Source organism: Pseudomonas tremae (genome assembly GCF_023278125.1).
Classification (GTDB): Bacteria; Pseudomonadota; Gammaproteobacteria; order Pseudomonadales; family Pseudomonadaceae; genus Aquipseudomonas; species Aquipseudomonas tremae.
Map to the genome: position 1 here is coordinate 1,847,189 of NZ_CP066270.1, position 25,759 is coordinate 1,872,947.

Here is a 25,759-nt window from a genome sequence, read left to right on the forward strand (position 1 = left end):
ATGATCAAGCTCAAGCAACTGATAGCGGCGACCTTGTTGTTGTCCACAACGTTCGGCGTTCAGGCCGAGCGCCTGAAGGACATCGCAAGCATCTCCGGCGTACGGGCCAACCAGTTGATCGGTTACGGTCTGGTCGTGGGTCTCAACGGTACAGGTGACCAGACAACCCAGACCCCGTTCACCCTGCAGACCTTCAACAACATGCTGTCGCAATTCGGCATCAAGGTGCCGGCCGGTTCCGGCACCGTACAGCTCAAAAACGTCGCGGCGGTGGCTGTTTATGCAGACCTCCCGGCGTTTGCCAAGCCGGGTCAGACGGTCGATATCACCGTGTCCTCGATCGGTAACTCCAAGAGCCTGCGTGGCGGTGCGTTGTTGATGACGCCTATGAAAGGTGTCGACGGCAACGTCTACGCCATCGCTCAGGGCAACCTGGTCGTGGGTGGTTTCGATGCGGAAGGTCGTGACGGTTCGAAAATCACTGTAAACGTCCCGTCTTCGGGGCGCATTCCAGGTGGTGCGTCGGTAGAGCGCTCGGTGCCGAGCGGCTTCAATCAGGGCAATACCCTGACCCTCAACCTGAACCGTTCCGACTTCACCACGGCCAAGCGGGTTGTGGACAAGATCAACGACTTGCTCGGCCCTGGCGTTGCCCAGGCGCTGGACGGTGGCTCGGTGCGTGTGACCGCGCCGCTTGATCCGGGTCAGCGTGTCGATTACCTGTCGATTCTGGAGAACCTGGAAGTCGATCCAGGCCAGACCGCTGCCAAGGTCATCATCAATTCCCGGACCGGCACCATCGTCATCGGCCAGAACGTCAAGGTTTCGCCTGCCGCTGTGACGCACGGCAGCCTGACCGTGACCATTACCGAAGACCCGATCGTCAGCCAGCCGGGCGCGCTGTCCGGTGGCCAGACCGCGGTAGTGCCCCGTTCGCGGGTTAATGCCCAGCAGGAGCTGCACCCGATGTTCAAGTTCGGTCCAGGCACCACGCTGGATGAGATCGTCCGTGCGGTCAATCAGGTGGGTGCTGCGCCCGGTGACCTGATGGCCATTCTCGAAGCCCTGAAACAGGCCGGCGCACTGCAAGCCGACCTGATCGTTATCTGAGGACTTGCGCATGGATATGCCAAAGGGCGGAATTTCATCAGCGGTCGACTCCGGTGCCTACACCGACGTCAACCGTCTGGCGGCTTTGAAGCATGGCGACAAGGACAGCGTGGAAAACCAGAAAAAGGTGGCCCGCGAGTTCGAATCGCTGTTCGTCAGCCAGATGCTCAAGGCCATGCGCTCGGCCAACGAAGTGCTGGCCAAGGACAACCCGATGAACACCGCGGCGACGCGGCAGTATCAGGACATGTATGACCAGCAATTGGCAGTCACGCTGTCTACCCGTGGTAACGGTATCGGCCTGCAGGACGTCCTGATGCGCCAGTTGTCGAAAGACAAGGGCATCCAGCACGCGGCTCCGACCGATGCGGCCAGGCCTGCGACCGCCACTGACGCGGCGCCTGCCAAGACCGGTCTGGCGACCAGTGTTTACCAGCGTCCGCTGTGGGCCACGCGCTCGGCGGCGGCAGACCAGGCAGCTGCAGCGGCTTCGGCGTCCGGCGAAGGCCGCAACGACATGGCCATGCTCAATGCCCGTCGCCTGTCCTTGCCGAGCAAGCTCACCGACCGCCTGCTGGCAGGCATCGTGCCGTCGGCCACCGCAGCGGTGACCAACAGTCCTGTGCCGGCTCGCGCTGCTCCGGGGATCGCTGGCAAGAACGGCGACTGGACACTCGACCCGAACCTGGCGCCTGCGCCGGAATACGTGCGCACGATGGCCCAGCCGCCGCTGGCCCCGGCCAAGCGCGCGTTCAGCAACGCCGATCAGTTCGTCGAGACCATGTTGCCGCTGGCCAAGGAAGCCGCAGCGCGTATCGGTGTCGACCCGGTCATGCTGGTGGCTCAGGCCGCGCTGGAAACCGGCTGGGGCAAGTCAATCATGCGTCAGCAGGACGGCAGCAGCAGTCATAACCTGTTCGGCATCAAGGCCGCCGGTAGCTGGAAGGGCGCCGAGGCGCGCGCTATCACCAGTGAGTTCCGCGACGGCAAAATGGTCAAGGAAACGGCAGATTTCCGCTCCTATGGTTCGTACGCTGACAGCTTCCATGATCTGGTCAGCCTGCTGCAGAACAACAATCGATATAAAGAAGTGGTCAACTCGGCCGATAAACCGGAACAGTTTGTAAAAGAATTGCAGAAGGCCGGTTACGCCACCGACCCGGACTATGCCAGCAAGATTTCGCAGATTGCGAAGCAGATGAAGAGTTACCAGACATACGCCGCTGCAACGGGCTCTTCCACGACTTTATAAGGTTTTAATCATGTCGCTGATTTCAATTGGGCTTTCAGGTATCAACGCCAGTAGTGCTGCGATCAACACCATCGGTAACAACACGGCCAACGTGGACACCGCTGGTTACTCGCGTCAGCAAGTGCTGAGTACGGCGTCGGCACAGATTGCCCTTGGTCAGGGTGTCGGCTATCTCGGCACCGGCACAACGTTGTCCGACGTGCGTCGCATCTACAACAGCTACCTGGACACCCAGTTGCAATCGAGCACCGCCCTTAGCGCGGATGCAGTCGCCTATTCCGGTCAGGCAGGCAAGACCGATACGCTGCTGTCCGACAATGCGACGGGTATTTCCGTCCAGCTGGCGGATTTCTTTACCAAGATGCAGGGTATTGCCACCAGCGCCACGCAGTCGGCGGAACGTTCTTCGTTCCTGACCCAGGCCAGCGCGCTGAGCGCACGCTTCAATTCGGTCTCTTCGCAGTTGTCCACGCAGAATGACAACGTCAATTCCCAGCTCAATACCTACACCAAGCAGGTCAATGAGCTGACCACCACGCTGGCGAGCCTGAACAAGCAGATTACTCAGGCGTCGGCGGGCCACGCCACGCCAAACACACTGCTCGACTCGCGCAGCGAAGCGGTTCGCCAACTCAACGAGCTGGTGGGTGTGAAGGTGGTCGAGAACAACGGTAACTACGACATCTATACCGGCACCGGGCAATCTCTGGTCAGCGGTGGTACCTCCTACAAGATGTCGGCCACCCCGAGCCCGTCCGATCCGTTGCAATACAACGTGCAGATCGCCTACGGCCAGACTCAGACCGACGTCACCTCAGTCCTCACCGGCGGTTCGATCGGCGGGCTGCTGCGTTATCGCTCCGAAGTGCTGGTGCCTGCGGCCAATGAACTGGGCCGTACTGCGATGGTGCTGTCGGATCAGGTCAACAGCCAGCTGAACCAGGGTATCGACAGCAAGGGTAATTTTGGTTCGAGCCTATATTCCAGCATCAACAGCGCTGATGCCATCACCCAGCGCAGCATCGGCAAAACCACCAACAGCGGTGGTTCCGGCAATCTGAACGTCACCATCGGTGATGCCAGCAAGCTGACCGCCGATGATTACGAAGTAACGTTCAGTGATGCTTCCAATTTCACGATCCGTCGCCTGCCCAACGGTGAGAGCGTGGGCGCCGGTGCGTTGAGTGACAACCCGCCAAAGCAGTTCGACGGTTTCAGCGTCAGCCTCAACGGCAACAATCTGGCCGCGGGTGACAGTTTCAAGCTCACACCGACACGCACTGGCGCCTCAGGCATCTCGGTGGTCCTGACCGATGCCAAGGACATTGCAGCCGCAGCGCCACTGACGGCGACGGCGGGCAGCAGTAACTCCGGCACGGGTGGTTTCACCCAGCCGGTGCTGAACACCAAATCAAATATCTACAGCAGCACGCAGACTGCCGACTTGCGCAATGCGCTCAAAGATTCCACCCCCATGAAACTTGTGATGGGTGCCGTCAGCAGTACCGGCGTGCAGACTTATAGCCTGATCAATGCCAGTGGCGGCGCAGTGCTTGACCAGAACGGCAACGCGGTGGGCGGTTCGATCATTCAGGGTCAGGCCAACACGGTGAAGTTGAACGTCGGCTACACCGACACTACGACAACACCGAGCAGCAAGACCGCCTTCGAATTGCAAATGACGATTTCCGGATCGCCGGTTGCCAACGATACCTTCAGCATCGGCATGACGGGCGGTGGTTCGTCCGACAACCGCAACGCGCTGGCTGTAGTAGGGCTGCAGACGGCCAAGACCGTCGGCGTGAGCAACGGTGGCGTGGGTAGCAGCCTTTCGGGTTCTTACGCCAACCTGGTTTCGGTGGTGGGCACTCTGGCGAGCCAAGGCAAGAACGATGTCACGGCCACTGCTGCCGTTGTCGGTCAGGCCAAGGCATCACGTGATTCGGTCTCGGGTGTATCGCTCGACGAAGAAGCCTCCAACCTGATCAAGTATCAGCAGTACTACACGGCCTCGTCGCAGATCATCAAGGCGGCACAAACCATTTTCAGCACGCTGATTAACAGCCTTTAAGGAATCGTGAGCCATGCGTATCTCGACTACCCAGTTTTACGAAGCCACGAACGCTAATTATCAGCGTAACTATTCGAACCTCAGCAAGACCGGCGAAGAGGTTTCCAGCGGCATCAAGCTTAATACGGCAGGCGACGACCCGGTCGGCGCAGCCCGTGTTCTGCAACTGGCTCAGCAGAACTCCATGCTGAACCAGTACGAAGGCAATATCGGCACGATCAATACCAACGTGGTGACCACTGAAACTACGCTGAGCAGCATTATCGACACGATGCAGGCTGCCCGCGATGAAATCGTATCGGCTGCCAACGGCGCCTACACTGACTCTGATCGTCTCGCCAAAGCCGCGGCGCTCAAGCAGTATCAGGGCCAGATTCTAGGCTTGATGAACAGCCAGGACCCTAACGGCAAGTACATATTTGCCGGGTCGAAGGCCTCGACGCCGCCGTATTCCCAGAACGCCGACGGTTCATACAGTTACAAGGGCGACCAGACCAGCATCAATCTGGCGGTGGGCGATGGTCTGGTAATGGCCAGCAACACGACGGGTTTCGACGCGTTCGAGCAGGCGGTCAACACCACTCGCACGTCCTCGACATTGATGTCCCCGGCAACCGATGATGGCAAGGTCAGCCTCAGCGGTGGCCTGGTGACGTCTACCCCGGTCTACAACTCGAGTTATCAGGGCGGCGAACCCTACACGATGACGTTCCTGAGCGGCACGCAATTCAAGATCACCGATGCCACTGGCACCGATGTGACCACGGATACGTCGTCCGGAGGCAAGTTCAGCAATGGCTCGTTCGATGCTCAGTCGTTTACCTTCCGGGGTGTGGAACTGAGCCTCAACATCAACCTGCCTGCTGCAGACAGAGCTTCGCAAGCCACAGCCGATGCCGCGCTGACCAACCGCAGTTATCAACTGGCTTCGACGCCAGACAGCGTTTCCACGTCGCGCAGTGCCGGTAATACATCGACCGCTACCGTCAGCAGCTCGAATGTCGGTAATACGGCTGCCGACCGTACCGCGTTCAACAATACGTTCCCGACCGAAGGCGCGATTCTCAAGTTCACCAGCCCGACCGCTTACGATTTGTACGCAGCGCCACTGACCAGCAACAGCAAGCCGGTATCCAGCGGCACTATGACTGGGTCGACGGCCAATGCTTCCGGGGTCAACTTCAACCTGAGCGGCACGCCTGCGGCTGGCGATCAGTTCGTCGTCGAGTCCGGTACCCACCAGACCGAAAACATACTGAATACACTGACAGCTGCCATCAAGGCGCTGTCAACGCCCACCGACGGCAATCTGGTAGCTTCCCAGAAACTGACTGCGTCGCTGAATACCGCGCTGGGCAACATGAGCAGCAGTATCGAACAGGCATCCACGGCGCGTTCCGCTGGCGGTGCGCGTCAGCTTGCGGCAATTGCTCAGGGCGTGACCAACGATCTGCTCAAGGGCAACAACACCACGGAGCAGGGCTCTTACGTCAACGCCGACATCGTCGAGGCAACTACCCGGTTGACGCTGCAGAAGACCATGCTGGATGCTTCCCAGCAGGTGTTTACCATGCTATCCAAGTTGAACCTGTTCAGTCAGCTTTGAACCCTGACGTGAGCATCCGCCGTCTTTTTTCAGCGGTAAGGGGAGCCATTCGACCTGTTGGTTTCCCGCCGCTCGCGAGTCTGTAATAGTGAATTCAGCCCCTCTCGTCAGTGTCGTCATCCCCGCCCTCAACCCACGCTTTTTCCGTGCTGCGCTGCAAAGTGCTCTGGATCAGGTGTACGACAATATCGAAATCATCGTCTGCGACGATTGCCTTACCGACGAGATAAAAACGATTTTTGACGAGCTGGTGCCTTCCGGCCACGAGCGAGCGCGCTACGTAGGCAATCCTCGGCGTCTGGGTTTTCAGGGCAACTTGCTCAAGTGTCTGGAAGAGGCTGACGGCGAATACATCAAGTTTCTCTGCGACGATGACCGCCTCTACACCTACTGCGTCGCGCATCAGGCGCAGACCCTCGACACCTATCCGGATGTGCAGCTTGTCGTCAGCAAACGCCATCTGGTGGATGTGGATGATTATGTACTGCCGGCGCGCATGGAAAACGTCGGTCTTGTACCGTACGACGCCGTGTTCAAGGGTGAGGACATGCTGGCGATCTTCGAGCGTACGTCACGCAATTATCTCGGCGGTTTCAGCGGTGCGCTGATGCGTAGTGCCGATGTCCTGGAGTATCTGCCGTCCCTTGCGGTGCCGGGGCAGGGCTTTGTCGCACTGCTGGATTTCACGCTTTTCATTTGCTTGCTGCGTCGCGGCAATCTTGTGGTGCTTAACGCTATCGAGAGCACCGAGCGGCTTCATCCCGGTCGCCTCAGCAGTCAGACGGATATGCTTCAAAAAGCCACCACCGAATGGGATTGGCTGAATGAAATGCTCAAGGCGCGCAGCGGGGAAGACGCACCTGCCCAGGGCTGGGCGCGTTTCCTGCCATTGCGCAGAGCGCACGAAGTGCCGCGCGAGTGGGATGAAGTTGGCCTCTACGGGGTAATGGCCGGTCGACAGGGCATCATGATGAGCCGCGTCGGCAGCAACAGCGACAGTTATGCCGAGCTGTACGCGGAGTGGCTGTCCTGCCGACGCTTTTCGGTTCCGCAAAAAAAGCTGCTGGAACGACGCATTGGCAGTTGGGCCTGGCAGCCGCGGATTGTCCCGGTGATCATCGACCCTGACGGTGATGCCGAAGGTCTTGACATCACGCTGAGTAGCATTGCCGAGCAGGATTACGCTGCCGATTCGGTGGTGGTATTGACCAACGCTGACGTTGACGACCCTCAGGTATTGCGTTTTTCCTTACAGCGCGATTGGGCTCGGCAGTTGAACGAAGTACTGCCGCTGCTGGACAGCGCCGACTGGGTTTACCTGCTTCGCGCTGGCGACCGATTGACCCAGCCCGCGCTGCTGGTGCTGGCCGAGCGTATCGCCCAGACTTCTGGCTTGTTGTGTATCTACAGTGATGAAGGGGCTCTGGTCGAAGACGAATCCAGAGAGCCTATTTTCAAGCCTGGTTTCAATCTGGACCTGCTGCGTGCCTACCCTTATGTGGGGCGCACGCTGGCGTTCGAACGCCGCAACCTGCTCGACATGGGCGGTTTTGATTCGGCCCACGCGGAGCTGGCACCCCATGACGTCATCTGGCGCCTGGTCGAGGGTGTAGGGCCGCAGACCATTGAGCATATCGCCGAGGTGCAGGTCGAGTCCCGCCTGGCGTTTGCCGACTGGCTGTCATTGCCCTGTGTCGCTGAACACAACGAATCGGTAGTGGCCGCCCACCTGACGCGTATCGGCAGGGATCATGTGATTCACCATGACCATTTGCCGTTGCTGAACCGCATCGAGTACGTGCATCCGTCACTGCCTCTGGTGTCGGTCATCATTACTGCCAAGGACCAGTTGGGCGCTTTGGAGCGCTGCGTAGATAGCCTGCTCAGTAATACGACCTACCCGAACTACGAAGTATTGGTCGTCGATAATGCCAGTGAAGGCGCCGATGCTCGCGAGTGGTTTGCGGCGATGAGCCTGCTAGGCACCGACAAACTGCGGATTTTTTCGTTGCCTGAAACAGGCAGCGAAGCATTCGCTCAGAACCATGCTGCCCGTCAGGCGCGTGGCGATTATCTGTTGATGCTCAGCCCGCATGCCATGATTCATCAGGCTGACTGGCTACAAGGGCTGCTCAATCACGCTCAGCGCCCTGAGGTCGGAATCGTCGGCCCACGTATTCTCAACCCGCAGGGCACTGTTCTGTATGCGGGCATGGTGATGGGCATGGACGGCCTGGCTGGTCGGCCCTTCATCAATTTCCCGGCAGGGGCGAGCGGCTACATGCAGCGCCTGCAATTGACGCAGAACTGGAGTGCGGTCAGCGGCAATTGCCTGATGGTGCGCAAGGAAGTGTTCGACAGCGCGGGAGAAATGGACGCCGCGACCTTCACGCAGGGGCTGCAGGATCTGGACCTGTGCATGCGCGTCGGTCGTGAGGGTTACCTGATTGTCGGCACCCCCGATTCGTCAATGGTGCTGGCCGAGCCCGGTGCCGCAGAGCGTAACGAGACCTTGCGCAAGGCGCTCGATAACGAACAAAAGGCATTCTTCCAGAAATGGCTGCCGAAGATGGCCAGGGATCAGGCGTACAACACCAACCTGTACCTCAACGAAACGCTGTCGTTTACCCTTGATCCCGGCCTGCTGGTCGGCTGGGACCCGTTCTGCAGCCGTCATCTGCCTTCTATCCTCGGCATGGCGGTCAACTCGTCGGCGGTCGGTCATTACCGGGTCAGCCAGCCATTGCTTGAATTGATCAGTGCCGGGCGGGTGGTTGGCCGCATGACCTACGAGACGGCATCGCCGGTCGAGATAGAGCGTCAGTCGCCAGATGTCATCGTGTTTCAGGGGCGCTACACCGAAGCCAAGGTCCCGGACATCGAGCTGGCCAAGAACTATTCCAATGCGATGCGTATATTCGAGCTCGATGATTACATCGCCGATGTTCCGGAGCGAAACGAGCACAAGCGCAACATGCCCGACAACATTGGCGCCATGCTGCGCAAGGGCATCGGCCTGTGCGACCGGGTAGTGGTGTCGACTCACCCGTTGGCCGAGGTACTGTCGAGCATGCACAGCGATATTCGCGTAGTGCCGAACATGCTGGCGACCCATCTGTGGAACAACCTGAGAAGCAAGCGTCGCAGTTCCGACAAGCCACGCATCGGCTGGGGCGGCGGCACCAGCCATCGCGGCGATCTGGAACTGATCGTGGACGTCGTGCGTGAACTGGCTGATGAGGTCGAGTGGGTGTTTTTCGGCATGTGTCCGGATCTGCTCAAACCTTACATTCATGAGTTTCACTCGGCGGTCAGCCTGAAGACTTACCCAGCCAAACTGGCCAGCCTGAACCTTGACCTGGCACTGGCGCCGCTGGAATTTCATATCTTCAATGACTGTAAAAGCAACCTGCGGTTGCTGGAATACGGCGCCTGCGGCTACCCGGTCATCTGTTCAGACACCGAGGCGTATCGCGGCCATCTGCCAGCCACCCGCGTGTACACCAACAGCTCTGAAGAATGGTTGCAGGCAATTCGCATGCACTTGTCCGACCCCAGCGCCAGTTACCGCATGGGCGACGAACTGCGCGAGACGGTGCTGCGTGATTTCATGCTGCGCGGAGAAAACCTGCAGTATTGGGCCAACGGCTGGCTGCCGGACTAATCTGATTCGTTGGACAGGCCTCAGCGGCTCGCCCGCCGAGGCCGAACGCTATGCTCTTGCTTCAACGCCCGCTGCGGGTTGAAGGCGCAATCGATTCGCTATAAGGAAAGACCATGCAAAGCCATTCGGGAAATGAACACACCGCTCTGAATCAGCGTCTTACCCTGCTGCTATTGGCCAAGGAGCAACCTGACTTCCTGCGTCGTGCCTTGAAGTACTACAGCGCCTTTGCGTGCAACGTGGTGGTGGTCGATGCGTCGGCTGAGCCTGATGCGGAAATCGCCGGCAATTCCAGCGTGCATTACGTGCAAAGCGCCGAATTGGCAAATGCCAGCCTCAGTGCAAGGATCGCCGAAGGCCTCAAGCAGATAACTACGCCGTTCGTGGTGCAGGCCCCGGTTGACAGTTTTCTACTGCCTGACGCGTTGATCGCAGCGTTGAGCTTTCTTGAAAGCAACCAGACTTATGGCGCTTGTCAGGGCTACAGCCTGAGCTATCAGGCACAGGTCAGCCAGGTGGACTATTTCCGTCGCGACCGCAAGATCTGCGAAGACCATGCCTCAGATGATGCTGCCGAGCGGGTTCTGGGTTTCATGAGCGAAGGTCTGTCGTTGCTCAGTGCGGTGACGCGGACCGAGCTGGCGCAGCAGTGGTTCGCTTCAGTTGCCGAGGACACCGAGCCGCACTGGCAGGAAATCGGTCATATGACCTACCTGGTTGCTGCGGCACGCCTGCGCATCCTGCCGATTGCGTACGCCCTGCATTTCACGCCGGGCAAAGAGGCCGGTACAAGCCACGGCGGGGCCATCGCCGCAGCGGTGAAGCACACTGACCCGAAAGCCAAGGCGGCCCGCGAGGCGTTTGCCAAAAAACTGGCCGCGCTGCTCGGCGAAGGTTCGGGCTTTGAAGGCGTGCAGGGCACCCAGCACATTCTGGCCGGGTTTGCCGCCATGGCTGAGCGCCTCAAGACCCAGGGTTTTCAAGGTGACGAGAAAATCATCAGTGCAGTCTGGAACGTCGCTCTTGAGCAGTCGGATGCGCTGTTCGAGCCTCGCCAGTTTGTCGAGCTGCCGTTTTATAATCAGCCGCTGTTCGATGAGCTGGCCAGGATCGAATTCCTGATTCACGTCATGCCGGCAGGCCGCGTGCAGATGGAAGGCCTTGAAGCCGCACTGCTGAAACAGGCTGAATTGCTGCGTGCGCAGAACAACCCGGACGCCGAAGCGCGACTTAGCCGTCTGTGGTACGCCTACGAAACTTACGCATTCAATATCGGCGTCGTGCAGAGCCTGCTCGATGAATTGCGCAACAATAAAGATGACGAAGACAGCGAGAAGCAGATCGAACTGGTTTCCGCCTGGGGGCAGCGTCTGCAGGCGGCGTCCGCTGTCGACAACGGCCGACTGCTCGACAGTATGGCGTCCGGTCGGCTGCTCAACTGGCTCGATTCGCGTGATCCTGCGCCTGACGCTCTCAAGCAAATCACCGAAAAGCTCGCCAGTAAATCGGCCGGCTCGCAGATCGGTATCCTGTTGCTGGATCTGGACGCAGACGTGTTCAAGCTGCAAGCGACGTTCGACAGCCTGATCAACAGTCATTACAAGTCGTTCAAAGTGGTGGTGTTCACGACCGGAGAACTGCCGGCAGTAACCACGCTGCACAACACCCTGCATTTCGTGAAGGTGACTGAAAGCAATTACATCGACAAGATCAACCTGGTCGTCAAGCAGTCGCCCAGCGACTGGCTGATGCTGGCGCAGGCCGGTGAAGAGTTCACTCGTAGCGGTCTGCTCCTGGCAAGTGCCGAACTGGTTGATGCAGCAGAGTGCCGGGCGGTCGCGGTCGACGAAGTTCAGCGTCAACCCAACGGCACACTGGCCCCCGTGTTCCGTCCGGGGTTCAACCTTGATCTGCTGCAAAGCCTGCCGGCTTTGATGGCCCGCCATTGGCTGATCCGTCGTGATTTGCTGGTCGAGGCTGGCGGTTACTCGCGAGAGTTCCCCAGGGCGCTCGAGTTCGATCTGTTGCTGCGCCTGATCGAGGAGGGCGGCATGAGCGGTCTGGCTCACCTGAGCGAACCTGTGCTGATCTGCGAAGCGCCTGCGCTGGAAGACAATCAGGATGAGCAGAAAGCCCTCAAGCGGCACCTTGGCAAACGTGGCTATCAGGCGGAAATCAGCTCTGCGCAGCCTGGCACCTACAAGATCGATTACCGTCATGCCCATCGTCCGGTGGTCTCGATTCTGCTGCACAGCCAGGACAACTTGCCAGAGTTGCAGCGCTGTCTGCAAAGCATCCTGCAACGTACTCGTTATCAGCGTTACGAAGTGTTGATCGGCGACAACGCCAGCACTTCCACCGAACTGTCGACCTGGCTCGACAAGCAGGAGCAGGTGTCCGGGCGTGTGCGTGTACTGCGGGCCTCGCAACGTATGAGTGCCTCTGCCTTGCTCAACCTGACCAGCCAGGAGGCCGGCGGCGAATACCTGATCCTGCTGGATGCGCAGAGCCAGATCGTCAACGTCGGCTGGATCGAGTCATTGCTCAATCAGGCTCAGCGTCCGGAGGTGGGTGTAGTTGGTGCCAAGCTGGTTGACCGTGAAGGTACGGTGACTCAGGCCGGTCTGATCCTGGGCCTCAACGGTGGGGTTGGATCGGGGTTTGTCGGTGAGCCAAAGACGTCCAAAGGCTATATGCAGCGGTTGGTGGTCGAGCAGAATTACTCTGCCGTTTCATCGGCTTGCCTGATGATTGCCAAGCAATTGTATGACGCGCTGGGCGGGCTGGACGAAGCCGAATTCGCCGAGGGTTTGAGCGATGTCGACCTGTGCCTCAAGGCTTCGCAGGCGGGGTATCTGACGGTATGGACCCCGCATGTTCAGGTGGTTCATCCCGGTGTGGTGCATGCCCCCGAGCAAGCGCGCGCCGCGCTGATCGACAAATGGTCGGCGCAGTTCGCGCAAGATGAAGCCTACAACGCAAACCTTGATCTGAAAGGGCCGGGGTTCACGCTCGCTGTTTGAGTACTGTACGCCAGCGAAACAGTTGCGCCGCAGCCGTTTCGCTGCTTGAAAGCCTCTTCGGCGGAGCCTGCCTGTCAAGCTCCGACTGGTTTTCCCCTCGCTTAAATTATCGCAAAGCATGCAATCCGGAGTGACCTGCAGGTCATAAAGTGCATCTTCACTGTATTGTGTTACAGGGAGCGACATGCGCCTGACTTGCTTTAACCTGCCAAGCGCCCTGAAAATGTCTGAAAATCACCCCTATTCGTTAGCGCCCTGATTTCGTCGGGACGGAAAATGACCTGTTTACTCATCGGGAAGCCATGATGATTGGCATTAAAAGCATAGCGAGTTACGTGCCTGTTGCAGGCGTCGATAACTACGCTCAAGGCGCCAAATTCGGCAAGGATGAAGAATTCATCCTTGGGAAAATTGGCTCCACCTTTCTGCCGCGCAAAGACGCCGGTCAGGAAACCTCTGACCTGTGCGTTGAAGCGGCCAATACGCTGTTTGCCAACAACCCCCAGCTCAAGCGCGAAAGCATTGATGTGCTGATCGTCGTCACCCAGAACGGCGACGAGGAAGGCTTGCCGCATACCGCTGCCATCGTTCAGGACAAACTGGGCCTGTCGACCAACGTTGCTGCATTCGACATTTCGCTGGGCTGTTCCGGCTATGTGTACGGTATTTATGCGATCAAGGGCTTCATGGAAGCGGCAGGCCTGAAAAACGGTCTGCTGATCACCGCCGACCCGTATTCGAAGATTGTCGATCCGGAAGACCGCAACACCACCATGTTGTTTGGTGATGCGGCCACTGCCACCTGGATGGGTGAAGACGCCGATTGGCAGTTGGGCAAGGCGAAGTTCGGCACCGACGGTTCCGGCGCGCCGCACCTCAAGGTCAGCAATGGCGTGTTCTTCATGAACGGTCGTCAGGTCTTCAACTTTGCCCTTATCAAGGTGCCGGCACACTTGCACGAACTGCTGGCCGAATCAGACCTTACGCCTGACGACATCGATGCCTTCTGTATTCACCAGGGCAGTGCTGCAATCGTCGACGCCGTTGCACGTCGCTTCGAAGACAAGCCCGAGAAGTTTCTCAAGGACATGGTCGAGACAGGTAATACCGTGTCTTCGAGCATTCCGCTGCTGATTGAAAAGCACGTACTCGGCTCTTCATGGCAGCGAGTCGCATTGAGTGGTTTCGGGGTGGGGCTTTCCTGGGGCTCTGCCATTATCTATAAAGCCTGATTCAACATGGCTGTACAGAAAACGCCTGCGGATATGTCCCCAGGCGTTTTTTTTTAAAACAAATAGTGATGCACTTCACACTTTAACTTCTCTGCCGGGCGCCCCCTCTGCGCAGGCTCTTTACTGTGGGGGTCTGCCTGTCTTTGTGATCGCCTGATTATACGCCAAGTCCTTGTTTTATAAGGGATGGCAGGGTGATGGCAAAATATTAAAAAAAAACCCTCAAGCAACCTGCCATCGCGACGATAACTATTACGAAGGTTCTCTAGGCACACCCGGCGCTTGCAGGGGCCGGAAGCCACGTAGTACCAAACCAACGAGGAATTCATCATGGCTTTAACAGTAAACACTAACGTAACGTCGCTGAGCGTCCAGAAGAACCTGAGCCGCGCCTCCGACGCACTGTCGAACTCGATGGGTCGTCTGTCTTCCGGCCTGAAAATCATGAGCGCGAAAGATGACGCTGCTGGCCTGAACATCGCCACCAAGATCAACTCGCAGATCAAAGGTCAGACCATGGCGATCAAAAACGCCAACGACGGTATGTCCATTGCTCAGACCGCTGAAGGCGCGCTGCAAGAGTCGACCAACATTCTGCAACGTATGCGTGAACTGGCTGTTCAGTCGCGAAACGACAGCAACAGTGAGTCTGACCGTACTGCACTGAACAAAGAATTCACTCAGATGAGTTCGGAACTGACCCGTATCGCCCTCAGCACCAACTTGAACGGCAAGCCGCTGATCGATGGTACTGCAAGCACCATGACTTTCCAGGTTGGCTCCAACTCGGGCGCTTCGAACCAGATCACTCTGACTTTGAGCGCCAGCTTTGACGCAAACACCCTGGGTGTCGGTTCGGCAGTCACCATCGTCGGTTCCGACAGCGCTGCTGCAGAGACCAACTTCTCTGCTGCCATCGCCGCGATCGACTCGGCTCTGCAGACCATCAACAGCACTCGTTCTGATCTCGGTGCTGCACAAAACCGTCTGACCAGCACCATCTCCAACTTGCAGAACATCAACGAAAACGCCAGTGCTGCACTGAGCCGTATTCAGGACACCGACTTCGCTGCTGAAACTGCACAGCTTACCAAGCAACAAACGCTGCAGCAGGCTTCGACTTCGATCTTGGCGCAGGCTAACCAGCTGCCGTCTGCTGTACTGAAACTGCTTCAGTAATACCGTAATGAGTTTTGGCGGGGGAGTACTTAACAGTGCTCTCTCGCTTTTTTACTTTCAGAGGTGATGGTCATGGATATGAGTGTGAAGCTGAACTTGTCTTATCCGGCCGTTCAACCGGCGAGTCAGGTCTCCGTGACCGAGCCGTCAGTTGATAAGCCTGCCGACACGAAGCCCGTCGAGCGTGTTGCAGCGACGGCCGAAAGTAAAGGTTCCGACCTTCACAAGGATGATTCCAATGACGACGCCAAAGTCAAGGCGGCGGCGGAGGATATCCAGAAATTCTTTCACACGGTAAAGCGCAATCTTGAGTTTTCGATTGACGAAGATTCTGGCAAAGTCATTGTCAAAGTGATTGCAAGCGATTCCGGTGAAGTCGTAAGACAGATTCCCAATGCAGAAATCCTGAAGCTGGCCGATAGCCTGAGTGATGCGAACAGTTTGTTGTTCCGCGCCAAGGCCTGATCGTCAGTACGGTATTTGTTGCCGGGTTATGTGCCTTTTTGAAAAGGCGACAGGCCTCGCGATATTCTTGAAGGGAGAAGCACCATGGCAAGTCCAATTTCAGCTTCCACAGGTTTGGGTTCAGGCCTGGCAATCGGCAGTATCGTAAAGGTGCTGACTGATGCAGAGCGTACGCCGAAACAAAACCAGATCGACCGTCAGACCGCCACCACCACGGCATCTCTTTCCGGGGTAAGCCAGCTGACATCAGCTCTGGCTGCTTTCCAGAAAGCAATGGATACCTTGAGCAGCAAAACCACGCCTGCTTTTCTGGGCTTCGCTGCGTCATCTGCCAATGAAGCAGTGGTCAAGGCAACCGCAGACAACACCGCAGTCAGCGGCGCGTATGCCCTTAATGTGCAGAAGCTGGCGACCGCGTCGAAGGTTGCGACCGTCGCGATGAGTTCCTCGCAAGCCAGTGCTATTCCGAGTGGTGTTCTGGAAATCACTCAAAATGGCACTACACAAAAAGTCGACATCTCCAAGACCTCTACGCTGCAGGAAGTGCGTGACCAGATAAACACGTCGCTTCAGGGTAAAGGTATTTCTGCCAACATCATCACTGACAACAACGGCTCCCGGCTGGTGTTCAGTTCAACCACTACGGGCGCTGGCAGCGATATTTCCGTCAAAGGTGCTGCCGGTCAGGAAGCGCTGAACATCGATGGCACCAAGCTGATGAGTGCTACCAGCCCTGGTAATGACGCCAATGGCAAGCCGATCCCGGGTGCGGGTGCGATTTCCGCGACTGCCGGGGACGCCCAGTTTTCCATCGATGGTCTGGCCCTTTCGAGCAAGACCAACACGGTAAGCACGGCGATTTCGGGCGTGTCATTTAATCTCCTGGCGCCCAGCACTGCAACTACGGGCGATACAGTGGTTACCGTAGGGGTCAACACTGACGGTATCAAAGCATCGCTGCAGACGTTTATCGACTCTTACAACACTCTGGTGAGCCTGACGTCGTCGCTGACCAAGGGTAGTGTGGATGCTAAAGGGGTGTTCACCCCAGCTGCATTGACGGGCGATGCCACTCCTCGTGCGCTGCTCGCCAGCATTCGTGATCAGATCGCCAGCGCTACATCGGGAGACGGGCTCAACTCGCTCTCGCAATTGGGGATCAAGACCCAGCAGGGTGATGGCAAGCTGTCACTGAACGCCGTCGAGTTCACCGCCGCGCTGAATGATAAAAAGCTTGGCGGTCAGATTGACGCTTTGTTCAACGGCGATAAAGGGCTGGTCACCCGCATGAGCAAGGCAATCGACCCCTACACCAAGGCTGGTGGTGTTCTGGCCGGCAAGACCCAAAGCCTGAACACGGTTCAGAAACGCCTTGACGCTGACAAGGAAGCGCTTGACCGCCGTATCGAGACGCTGACCACAACGCTTACCAAGAAATTCAACGCCATGGACCTGATCGTTGGTCAGCTCAAGGCAACGGCCAGCAGCATCACCTCGATCTTCGAGGCGATGAACGCGCAGAAGAACGCTTCGTAAGTTCTTTTACCGAAGTGCCAAGAACCCGACCCTGTGTCGGGTTCTTGCTTTTGGGCTAAAGTTTCCGGGCAGTGCGTCGATAGCTTAGTATCAATATTCTGGATTTGTTACGAGGCCCATTATGAATCCGATGTTAGCGTTGCGGCAGTATCAGAAAATCGGCGCCCAGGCTCAGACCTCGGAAGCAAGCCCTCATCGTCTGGTCCAGATGTTGATGGAAGGCGGTCTTGACCGTATCGCTCAGGCCAAGGGTGCGATGACCCGCAAGGACATCGCCAATAAGGGCGTACTCATCAGCAAAGCTATCGACATCGTCGGTGGGCTGCGTGAAGGGCTGGACCTGGAAACTTCGCCTAGCGAAAGCCTGCTGAGACAGGACAACCTTTACCATTACATGATGACGCGCCTGGCCGAAGCCAACGCTCGTAATGACCAGAAGATTCTCGATGAAGTTGCTGGCCTGCTGATCACTGTCAAAGAAGGCTGGGATGCGATTGGCACCCTGCAGTAAGCAGATGTCCTGAGGAGAACAAGAACATGAGTGCTGCGCTCAAGCGTATCGAAGAAACCCGAGAGGCCTTGGTTGGGGCGCTTGCCGAGCGCGATTGGGAAGCTATAGGCAAGCTTGACCTGGCCTGTCGCGAGTGTGTCGATGCGGTTGTAGGCGAGTCGCCGACCGATGAACCTGCTTTGCGCAGCAATCTGGAAGAGCTGCTGGGTGTCTATCGGCAATTAATTGATATTGCAACCGGTGAGCGTCAAGCCGTTGTCGATGAAATGGCTCAAATCCAGAATGCCAAAAATGCGACGAAGGTATACCATCTCTTCGGTTAATGTTTAATTGTCATTTTTATTGTCGAACAAGATTTTCGCCATAAATTTGACTGTGTCCGTTTTTTTGACTTAACTAGTGATGTTTACTATTTTCTGGCGTCTCAAGATTACATTCGGCTGAGATGCCAAGCTGCCCCCCCAATCATGGGCATTGAGTTGACTAGGGAAGTTGCTATTGCATGTGGCGTGAAATCAAGATTCTGCTAATCGATGACGATAGCCAGCGCCGCCGGGATCTGGCGGTTATCCTGAATTTTCTTGGCGAAGAAAACCTCTCTTGCTCCAGCCAGGACTGGCAGCAGATAGTCGGCTCTCTGACGTCTACGCGAGAAGTACTGTGCGTGCTGGTGGGCAGCGTCAGTGCACCGGGCAGCCTTCAAGGGCTGCTTAAGACCATCGCAGCATGGGATGAGTTCCTTCCTGTCTTGCTGATGAGCGAAAATTCTTCTGTCGAGCTGCCGGAGGACCTGCGTCGTCGCGTGCTTTCGGCGCTCGAGATGCCGCCCAGCTACAGCAAACTGCTCGATTCTCTGCACCGTGCCCAGGTCTATCGTGAAATGTACGATCAGGCTCGCGAGCGTGGTCGCCATCGTGAGCCGAATCTCTTCCGCAGCCTTGTAGGCACCAGCCGTGCGATTCAGCACGTACGGCAGATGATGCAGCAGGTTGCCGACACCGACGCCAGCGTGCTGATTCTCGGTGAATCGGGCACCGGCAAGGAAGTCGTCGCCCGTAACCTGCACTATCATTCAAAGCGCCGCGATGCGCCATTTGTCCCGGTCAATTGCGGGGCCATTCCGGCCGAACTGCTTGAAAGCGAGCTGTTCGGGCACGAGAAGGGCGCGTTTACCGGGGCCATCACCAGCCGTGCCGGCCGTTTCGAGCTGGCCAATGGCGGCACTCTGTTTCTCGATGAAATCGGTGACATGCCGTTGCCGATGCAGGTCAAGCTGTTGCGCGTATTGCAGGAGCGTACGTTTGAGCGCGTGGGCAGCAACAAGACCCAGAGCATCGATGTGCGCATCATTGCGGCGACGCACAAGAATCTCGAAAACATGATCGAGCTTGGCAGTTTTCGCGAAGATCTCTATTACCGCCTCAATGTATTCCCCATCGAAATGGCGCCGTTGCGCGAGCGCGTCGAAGACATCCCGCTGCTGATGAATGAATTGATCTCGCGCATGGAGCACGAAAAGCGCGGCTCCATCCGTTTCAACTCTGCGGCCATTATGTCGCTGTGCCGTCACGCCTGGCCGGGCAACGTCCGTGAACTGGCCAACCTGGTGGAGCGCATGGCGATCATGCATCCCTACGGCGTGATTGGCGTGGCCGAGCTGCCTAAGAAGTTTCGCTACGTCGATGATGAAGACGAGCAGATGGTTGACAGCTTGCGCAGCGACATCGAAGAGCGTGTCGCCATCAACAGCAACACGCCGAACTTTTCTTCGGGTGCCATGCTGCCGCCTGAAGGGCTTGATCTGAAGGACTACCTCGGTGGCCTTGAGCAGGGCCTTATTCAGCAGGCGCTGGACGATGCCAACGGTATCGTTGCCCGCGCTGCGGAGCGTCTGCGGATCCGTCGGACCACACTGGTCGAGAAGATGCGCAAGTACGGGATGAGCCGTCGCGAAGGGGACGAACAGGCGGAGGATTGACGCCTGTTGTAAACGCCAAAAATCAAGCCTCTGAATTTTCAGGGGTTTTTTTTCGGCACGAGGATTGCTAAGTCTCTCTTAACACACCGTTTAACTGACGGTTCGCCACGAGAGAGATGAACTATGTCCCAGGCCGCCCAACTGACTTCTGCCTCATCTGTTCAGGTTCCGTATTCCCCGGAGCTCGAAAGTCGTCAGGGACTCGAGCAGGCGTTCTCGCTGTTTAACCAGATGTCGGCGCAATTGACCGATTCCTACGGCTTGCTCGAGGCGCGTGTTACTGAACTCAAGGGCGAGCTGGCCGATGCCGGCGTCCAGCGTCTGCAGGAACTGGCAGAAAAGGAGCGTCTGGCCAATCGTCTGCAGAACCTGCTCGACCTGCTGCCGGGCGGTGTGATCGTCATTGACGGCATGGGTGTTGTGCGCGAAGCCAATCCGGCCGCCATCGACCTTCTGGGCCAGCCGCTGCTGGGGATGCTCTGGCGTAACGTCATCAGCCGCTGCTTTGCTCCGCGCGAAGACGACGGCCATGAAGTGTCTCTCAAGGACGGCCGCAGGCTGTCCATTGCCACTCGATCACTGGATGCCGAGCCGGGTCAACTGGTGCTGCTCAATGACCTGACCGAGACCCGTCATCTACAAGGGCAGCTGGCCCGTCACGAGCGTCTTTCGTCGCTGGGGCGAATGGTGGCTTCTCTGGCGCATCAGATCCGCACCCCGTTGTCGGCCGCCATGATTTATGCCAGCCATCTGGCCGAGCAGGAATTGCCGGTTGAGACTCAGCAGCGATTCGCTGCGCGTCTCAAGGACCGTCTGCATGAGCTTGAGCATCAGGTTCGCGACATGCTGGTGTTCGCCCGTGGCGAGTTGCCGCTGACTGATCGCCTGACGCCGGGCGTGCTGTTCCAGGCACTGCAGAATGCCGCGACCACTCATGTGCAGGGCGTTGCGGTGCGTTGGCAGTGCGACAGCATTGACGGCGAACTGCTGTGCAATCGCGACACGCTGGTCGGTGCGCTGCTCAATCTGATTGAAAACGCGGTGCAGGCCAGTGCCGGTCAGGCGCGCCTGAAAATTCATGCCTACAGCCGCGGCAACATGCTGCGTGTGTGTTTCAGTGATAGCGGCAGCGGCATGGACAGGGCTGCACTGGCCCGTATCGGCGAACCGTTTTTCACCACCAAGACCAACGGCACCGGGCTGGGTCTGGCGGTGGTAACCGCAGTATCGCGTGCGCATCAGGGCGGGGTGCATTACCTGTCCCGCGTCGGGCGCGGCACCTGTGCAATTGTCAGCCTGCCGCTGATTCCGGCTTCCGGCCAGTTGGGTAATCACTGATGTCGATCAACGTGCTATTGGTCGAGGATGACCGTGCATTGCGCGAAGCGCTGGGCGAAACCCTGGAGCTAGCCAGCTATGGCTACAAAGCGGTCGGCTCTGCCGAAGAGGCGTTGCTGGCGGTCGAGGCGCAACCGTTCAATCTGGTGGTCAGCGACGTCAACATGCCGGGCATGGATGGCCATCAGTTACTGAGCCTGCTGCGCAGCCGGCATCCGCAGTTGCCGGTGCTGCTGATGACGGCGCACGGCGCTGTCGAGCGAGCGGTGGACGCTATGCGCCAGGGTGCAGCCGATTACCTGGTCAAGCCCTTTGAGCCCAAAGCCCTTATCGCCTTGGTTGCTCGGCACGCGCTCGGGCGTCTGGGGCCTGCCGAGAGTGACGGGCCGATTGCCGTCGAGCCTGCCAGCGTTCAGTTATTGAACCTCGCCAGTCGGGTGGCAAAAAGCGACTCCACAGTCCTCATTTCCGGCGAGTCCGGTACTGGCAAGGAAGTACTGGCGCGTTTCATTCACCAAAATTCGCCGCGTGCCGATAAACCGTTTATAGCGATCAACTGTGCGGCCATTCCTGACAACATGCTCGAGGCCACCCTGTTCGGTCATGAGAAAGGCTCGTTTACCGGCGCTATTGCAGCGCAGGCCGGCAAGTTCGAGCAGGCTGACGGCGGGACCATCCTGCTTGATGAAATTTCCGAAATGCCCATGGGGCTTCAGGCCAAGCTGTTGCGGGTGCTGCAGGAGCGAGAGGTAGAGCGCGTTGGAGCGCGCAAGCCGATTACGCTGGATATCCGTGTCGTGGCTACCACCAACCGTGATCTGGCGGGCGAAGTGGCGGCGGGGCGCTTTCGTGAAGATCTGTTTTATCGTCTGTCGGTGTTTCCACTGGCCTGGCAGGCGTTGCGTCAAAGGACTGCCGATATTCTGCCATTGGCCGAGCGGCTTCTTGCCAAGCATGTCAATAAAATGAAGCATGCGCCGGTCCGGCTTTCTGCCGAAGCGCAGCAGTGTCTGGTGGGTTACCCCTGGCCGGGCAACGTGCGAGAACTGGATAACGCCGTGCAGCGCGCTTTGATTTTGCAGCAGGGCGGCGTGATTCAGGCGCAGGATTTCTGTCTGTCGGGGCCAGTCACCGGCTTGCCAGCGGCGGTTGTAGAGGCTGCAGCGTCCTTGCCTGTCATGTCCGTCGCGGAGAATGCCAATGCCGGTGTCAGTCCCGAGTCGGTCGGCGCGTTGGGGGATGACCTTCGGCGTCGCGAGTTTCAAATGATCATCGACACGCTGCGTTCGGAGCGCGGGCGTCGCAAAGAAGCCGCTGAAAGGCTGGGTATCAGCCCGCGTACATTGCGTTACAAGCTTGCTCAGATGCGCGACGCAGGTATGGACGTCGAGGCTTATCTGTTTGCCACTTGAATGACGGACTCAGCTCGTCAGGCATTAAAATCGATTGCTGAGTCGCAACAACACTGACACCTGTCTTGAAAGTCTTCAGGCCTTTAACCGCGCGGGTTTCAGGGCCATTTCATGACAGGCGACATGACATTTTATCTGGTGTGGCAAATTGCCTCTATCTAGCTGGCACCGTTGTTGCTAAGTCTTCTGTACCCGCTGAATCAGTGTCAAAAATTTGCGGGCCTTACGAGAGAAACGTCCATGAGCCAAGGTGTTGAATTTAATCGCTTGATGTTGGATATGCGGGCCATGCAGATGGATGCGATGTCTGCTCCCAAGCCCGTGTCCGGCGCGCAGGAAGCCGGAGCCAGCAGCTTCGCCGACATGCTTGGCCAGGCCGTGAACAAGGTTGCTCAGACTCAGCAGGCCTCTAACCAGTTGGCCAGTGCTTTTGAAGTCGGCAAGAGCGGTATTGATCTGACCGACGTCATGATTTCGTCGCAGAAAGCCAGTGTGTCTTTTCAGGCATTGACCCAGGTTCGTAACAAGCTGGTTCAAGCGTATCAAGACATCATGCAGATGCCGGTTTAAGGGACGTACTGAGTCATGGCCGAAGCAACTGCCGATCCCGTTCCTGCAAGAGCGGGCGCTTCCGATAAGAAACCGTTGTTCGGTTTGTCTTTTCTGGAAAATCTTTCCGAAATGACCATGCTGCGTCAGGTCGGCCTTATGGTCGGTCTGGCAGCGAGCGTGGCCATCGGCTTTGCCGTGGTTCTCTGGTCGCAGCAGCCTGACTATCGTCCGCTGTATGGCAGTCTGGCAGGTCTGGACAGCAAGCAGATCATGGAAACCCTGACGGCGGCGAACATCAATTACACCGTCGAGCCCAACTCCGGGGCTCTGCTGGTGAAATCCGATGACGTGCAGCGTGCGCGCATTCAGCTGGCCCAGGCAGGCGTGGTACAGAACGACGCCAATATCGGTTTCGAGATCCTCGACAAGGATCAGGGGCTGGGCACCAGTCAGTTCATGGAAGCCACGCGCTATCGTCGCGGGCTGGAGGGCGAACTGGCCCGGACCATCTCGGCCCTGAACAACGTCAAGGCTGCCCGTGTCCACCTGGCAATCCCGAAGAGCTCGGTGTTTGTTCGTGACGACCGCAAGCCCAGCGCTTCGGTACTGGTCGAGCTGTATGCCGGTCGTTCGCTGGAGCCGAGTCAGGTTCTGGCCATTATCAACCTGGTTGCCACCAGCGTCCCTGAGTTGAGCAAGTCGCAGATCACCGTTGTGGATCAGAAGGGCACTTTGCTGTCTGACCAGGCGGAAAACTCCGAGCTGACCATGGCTGGCAAACAGTTTGATTACAGCCGTCGCATGGAAGGCATGCTGACCCAGCGCGTGCAGAACATATTGCAGCCGATTCTGGGCAATGATCGCTACAAGGCCGAAGTGTCGGCGGTGGTGGATTTCAGTGCTGTCGAATCGACCGCAGAAAGCTTCAACCCTGATCAGCCTGCCCTGCGCAGCGAGCAGTCGGTCAACGAACAACGCTCCAGCAGTTCAGGCTCGGGCGGGGTTCCGGGTGCATTGAGCAATCAGCCGCCCGGCCCTGCGACGGCTCCGCAGACTGCCGGAGCAGGTGGCGCAGGTGCTGCTGGTCCTATTGCCCCGGGCCAGCCGCTGCTGGATGCCAATGGTCAGCAGATCATGGACCCGGCCACCGGTCAGCCTGCACTGGCGCCGTTTCCAGCTGACAAGCGTGTGCAGTCGACCAAGAACTTCGAACTGGACCGGTCGATCAGTCACACCAAGCAACAGCAGGGTCGCTTGACGCGCTTGTCGGTTGCTGTGGTGGTCGACGACATGGTCAAGACCAATGCTGCCAACGGTGAAGTCAGCCGGGCGCCGTGGAGCGCCGCAGATCTGGCCCGCTTTACGCGTCTTGTGCAGGATGCTGTCGGTTTCGACGCCAGCCGCGGTGACAGCGTCAGCGTGATCAACGTGCCGTTTTCCAGCGAGCGTGCAGAAGTCTTGCCCGAGGCATCGTTCTACTCGCAGCCCTGGTTCTGGGACCTCGTCAAGCAGGCCGTGGGTGTGATTTTCATCCTGATCCTGGTCTTCGGCGTACTGCGCCCTGTGCTGAACAACATCACCAACGGCAAAAGCAAGCAACTGGCCGCTTTCGGCGGTGGCGATGTCGAGCTCGGTGGCATGGGCGGGCTGGACGGCGAGCTGTCCAACGACCGCGTGAGCCTGGGTGGACCGCAGAGTATCTTGCTGCCTAGCCCTACCGAGGGTTATGACGCACAGCTGAATGCAATCAAGAGTTTGGTGGCTGAGGATCCTGGCCGTGTGGCTCAGGTTGTGAAAGAGTGGATCAACACTGATGAATGAACGAGCCATGGTAGCCAAACTCTCGAAAGTTGAAAAAGCGGCAGTATTGTTACTCTCTCTGGGTGAAACTGACGCGGCTCAGGTGCTGCGGCACATGGGCCCCAAAGAAGTCCAGAAAGTGGGCGTAGCCATGGCTCAGATGCGCAACGTGCATCGCGAGCAGGTCGAAGAGGTGATGAGCGAGTTTGTCGACATCGTCGGCGATCAGACCAGTCTCGGCGTCGGTTCCGATGGTTATATCCGCAAAATGCTGACCCAGGCATTGGGTGAAGACAAGGCTAACGGTCTTATTGATCGTATCCTGCTGGGTGGCAATACCAGCGGTCTGGACAGCCTCAAGTGGATGGAGCCGCGCGCGGTGGCCGACGTGATCCGTTTCGAGCACCCGCAGATTCAAGCCATTGTGGTGGCGTATCTGGATGCCGACCAGGCTGGTGAAGTGCTCGGGCACTTCGACCACAAAGTCCGTCTGGACATCATCCTGCGAGTGTCCTCGCTCAACACGGTGCAGCCTGCCGCGCTGAAAGAACTCAACCAGATTCTCGAGAAGCAGTTCTCTGGTAATGCCAACACGTCGCGTACCACGCTGGGTGGTATCAAGCGTGCGGCAGACATCATGAACTTCCTCGACAGTTCTATCGAAGGCGCACTCATGGACTCGATCCGCGAGGTCGACGAAGACCTGTCGGTGCAGATCGAAGACCTCATGTTTGTCTTCAACAACCTTTCCGATGTCGACGACCGTGGTATCCAGGCGCTGTTGCGCGAAGTATCCTCGGACGTGCTGGTACTGGCGCTCAAGGGCTCGGACGAAGCGATCAAGGAAAAGATTTTCAAGAACATGTCCAAGCGTGCCGCCGAACTGCTGCGCGACGACCTGGAAGCCAAGGGTCCGGTACGTGTCAGCGATGTGGAAACTGCCCAGAAAGAAATCCTCACCATCGCGCGTCGTATGGCCGAGGCCGGCGAGATCGTACTCGGTGGCAAAGGCGGCGAGGAAATGATCTAA

Annotated in this window: 18 protein-coding genes; all 18 read left to right on the top strand. The window is 57.9% G+C overall.

From position 1 onward, the window contains the following. The 18 genes from I9H09_RS08575 to fliG all read left to right on the top strand — a co-directional run bounded on the left by I9H09_RS08575 (position 1) and on the right by fliG (position 25,759). Positions 1-1,110, top strand: a complete 1,110-nt coding sequence (locus I9H09_RS08575) for a flagellar basal body P-ring protein FlgI (RefSeq protein ID WP_236502272.1) — start codon at positions 1-3, stop codon at positions 1,108-1,110. Between the two features lie 10 nt (positions 1,111-1,120). Next, a complete protein-coding gene (flgJ, locus tag I9H09_RS08580) occupies positions 1,121-2,362 on the top strand; it encodes a flagellar assembly peptidoglycan hydrolase FlgJ (protein ID WP_005890062.1) in 1,242 nt (413 codons plus the stop codon). Positions 2,363-2,372: 10 nt separating this feature from the next. Continuing rightward, entirely contained in the window at positions 2,373-4,433 is a 2,061-nt protein-coding gene (flgK, locus tag I9H09_RS08585; protein ID WP_054990577.1) for a flagellar hook-associated protein FlgK, read from the top strand. Between the two features lie 13 nt (positions 4,434-4,446). Next, the gene (locus I9H09_RS08590; protein ID WP_054990578.1) at positions 4,447-6,039 is read left to right on the top strand and encodes a flagellar hook-associated protein 3; all 1,593 of its coding nucleotides are present in this window, start codon (positions 4,447-4,449) and stop codon (positions 6,037-6,039) included. A gap of 88 nt (positions 6,040-6,127) precedes the next feature. After that, positions 6,128-9,703 carry a glycosyltransferase gene (locus I9H09_RS08595; protein WP_122347221.1) on the top strand — a complete coding sequence of 1,192 codons (3,576 nt, stop codon included), beginning with the start codon at positions 6,128-6,130 and terminating at the stop codon, positions 9,701-9,703. A gap of 113 nt (positions 9,704-9,816) precedes the next feature. Continuing rightward, complete coding sequence (locus I9H09_RS08600) at positions 9,817-12,726, top strand: TIGR00180 family glycosyltransferase (protein WP_122347220.1); 2,910 nt, start codon at positions 9,817-9,819, stop codon at positions 12,724-12,726. Positions 12,727-13,031: 305 nt separating this feature from the next. After that, on the top strand, positions 13,032-13,958 hold the full coding sequence (locus I9H09_RS08605; protein ID WP_005890072.1) for a ketoacyl-ACP synthase III: 927 nt from the start codon (positions 13,032-13,034) through the stop codon (positions 13,956-13,958). 330 nt (positions 13,959-14,288) lie between these two features. Next, positions 14,289-15,137: a flagellin domain-containing protein gene (locus I9H09_RS08610; RefSeq protein ID WP_005890073.1), complete on the top strand. Its 849-nt coding sequence runs from the start codon at positions 14,289-14,291 to the stop codon at positions 15,135-15,137. A 72-nt stretch (positions 15,138-15,209) separates the two neighbouring features. Then, positions 15,210-15,602, top strand: a complete 393-nt coding sequence (locus tag I9H09_RS08615; RefSeq protein ID WP_005890075.1) for a flagellar protein FlaG — start codon at positions 15,210-15,212, stop codon at positions 15,600-15,602. An 84-nt stretch (positions 15,603-15,686) separates the two neighbouring features. Further along, positions 15,687-17,138 (top strand): flagellar filament capping protein FliD, encoded by a 1,452-nt coding sequence (fliD, locus tag I9H09_RS08620; protein ID WP_005890078.1) that lies wholly within the window; start codon positions 15,687-15,689, stop codon positions 17,136-17,138. Positions 17,139-17,259: 121 nt separating this feature from the next. Continuing rightward, a complete protein-coding gene (gene fliS / locus I9H09_RS08625; RefSeq protein WP_024670741.1) occupies positions 17,260-17,649 on the top strand; it encodes a flagellar export chaperone FliS in 390 nt (129 codons plus the stop codon). A gap of 26 nt (positions 17,650-17,675) precedes the next feature. Next, positions 17,676-17,972 (top strand): flagellar protein FliT, encoded by a 297-nt coding sequence (fliT, locus tag I9H09_RS08630; protein WP_005890082.1) that lies wholly within the window; start codon positions 17,676-17,678, stop codon positions 17,970-17,972. Positions 17,973-18,151: 179 nt separating this feature from the next. Continuing rightward, positions 18,152-19,627 (top strand): transcriptional regulator FleQ, encoded by a 1,476-nt coding sequence (gene fleQ / locus I9H09_RS08635; protein WP_024670740.1) that lies wholly within the window; start codon positions 18,152-18,154, stop codon positions 19,625-19,627. A gap of 123 nt (positions 19,628-19,750) precedes the next feature. Beyond that, on the top strand, positions 19,751-20,965 hold the full coding sequence (locus I9H09_RS08640; RefSeq protein ID WP_024690371.1) for a sensor histidine kinase: 1,215 nt from the start codon (positions 19,751-19,753) through the stop codon (positions 20,963-20,965). Beyond that, a complete protein-coding gene (locus tag I9H09_RS08645; RefSeq protein ID WP_122347219.1) occupies positions 20,965-22,377 on the top strand; it encodes a sigma-54-dependent transcriptional regulator in 1,413 nt (470 codons plus the stop codon). The genes I9H09_RS08640 and I9H09_RS08645 overlap by 1 nt, the downstream gene beginning before the upstream one ends. Before the next feature lie 240 nt (positions 22,378-22,617). Further along, positions 22,618-22,947: a flagellar hook-basal body complex protein FliE gene (gene fliE, locus I9H09_RS08650; RefSeq protein ID WP_005890094.1), complete on the top strand. Its 330-nt coding sequence runs from the start codon at positions 22,618-22,620 to the stop codon at positions 22,945-22,947. Positions 22,948-22,962: 15 nt separating this feature from the next. Further along, positions 22,963-24,750, top strand: a complete 1,788-nt coding sequence (gene fliF / locus I9H09_RS08655) for a flagellar basal-body MS-ring/collar protein FliF (protein WP_122347218.1) — start codon at positions 22,963-22,965, stop codon at positions 24,748-24,750. Beyond that, positions 24,743-25,759 (top strand): flagellar motor switch protein FliG, encoded by a 1,017-nt coding sequence (gene fliG, locus I9H09_RS08660; RefSeq protein ID WP_005890098.1) that lies wholly within the window; start codon positions 24,743-24,745, stop codon positions 25,757-25,759. Before fliF ends, fliG begins: the two co-directional genes overlap by 8 nt.

Excerpts from the sequence above, each read along its gene's own strand:
- I9H09_RS08590 (WP_054990578.1), top strand. The coding sequence starts at position 4,447 with ATGCGTATCTCGACTACCCAGTTTTACGAAGCCACGAACGCTAATTAT.
- fliS (WP_024670741.1), top strand. The coding sequence starts at position 17,260 with ATGAATCCGATGTTAGCGTTGCGGCAGTATCAGAAAATCGGCGCCCAG.
- fliF (WP_122347218.1), top strand. The coding sequence starts at position 22,963 with ATGGCCGAAGCAACTGCCGATCCCGTTCCTGCAAGAGCGGGCGCTTCC.
- I9H09_RS08605 (WP_005890072.1), top strand. The coding sequence starts at position 13,032 with ATGATTGGCATTAAAAGCATAGCGAGTTACGTGCCTGTTGCAGGCGTC.
- I9H09_RS08615 (WP_005890075.1), top strand. The coding sequence starts at position 15,210 with ATGGATATGAGTGTGAAGCTGAACTTGTCTTATCCGGCCGTTCAACCG.
- I9H09_RS08600 (WP_122347220.1), top strand. The coding sequence starts at position 9,817 with ATGCAAAGCCATTCGGGAAATGAACACACCGCTCTGAATCAGCGTCTT.
- fliT (WP_005890082.1), top strand. The coding sequence starts at position 17,676 with ATGAGTGCTGCGCTCAAGCGTATCGAAGAAACCCGAGAGGCCTTGGTT.
- I9H09_RS08640 (WP_024690371.1), top strand. The coding sequence starts at position 19,751 with ATGTCCCAGGCCGCCCAACTGACTTCTGCCTCATCTGTTCAGGTTCCG.
- I9H09_RS08575 (WP_236502272.1), top strand. The coding sequence starts at position 1 with ATGATCAAGCTCAAGCAACTGATAGCGGCGACCTTGTTGTTGTCCACA.
- flgJ (WP_005890062.1), top strand. The coding sequence starts at position 1,121 with ATGGATATGCCAAAGGGCGGAATTTCATCAGCGGTCGACTCCGGTGCC.
- flgK (WP_054990577.1), top strand. The coding sequence starts at position 2,373 with ATGTCGCTGATTTCAATTGGGCTTTCAGGTATCAACGCCAGTAGTGCT.
- fliE (WP_005890094.1), top strand. The coding sequence starts at position 22,618 with ATGAGCCAAGGTGTTGAATTTAATCGCTTGATGTTGGATATGCGGGCC.
- fleQ (WP_024670740.1), top strand. The coding sequence starts at position 18,152 with ATGTGGCGTGAAATCAAGATTCTGCTAATCGATGACGATAGCCAGCGC.
- I9H09_RS08645 (WP_122347219.1), top strand. The coding sequence starts at position 20,965 with ATGTCGATCAACGTGCTATTGGTCGAGGATGACCGTGCATTGCGCGAA.
- I9H09_RS08610 (WP_005890073.1), top strand. The coding sequence starts at position 14,289 with ATGGCTTTAACAGTAAACACTAACGTAACGTCGCTGAGCGTCCAGAAG.
- fliD (WP_005890078.1), top strand. The coding sequence starts at position 15,687 with ATGGCAAGTCCAATTTCAGCTTCCACAGGTTTGGGTTCAGGCCTGGCA.
- fliG (WP_005890098.1), top strand. The coding sequence starts at position 24,743 with ATGAATGAACGAGCCATGGTAGCCAAACTCTCGAAAGTTGAAAAAGCG.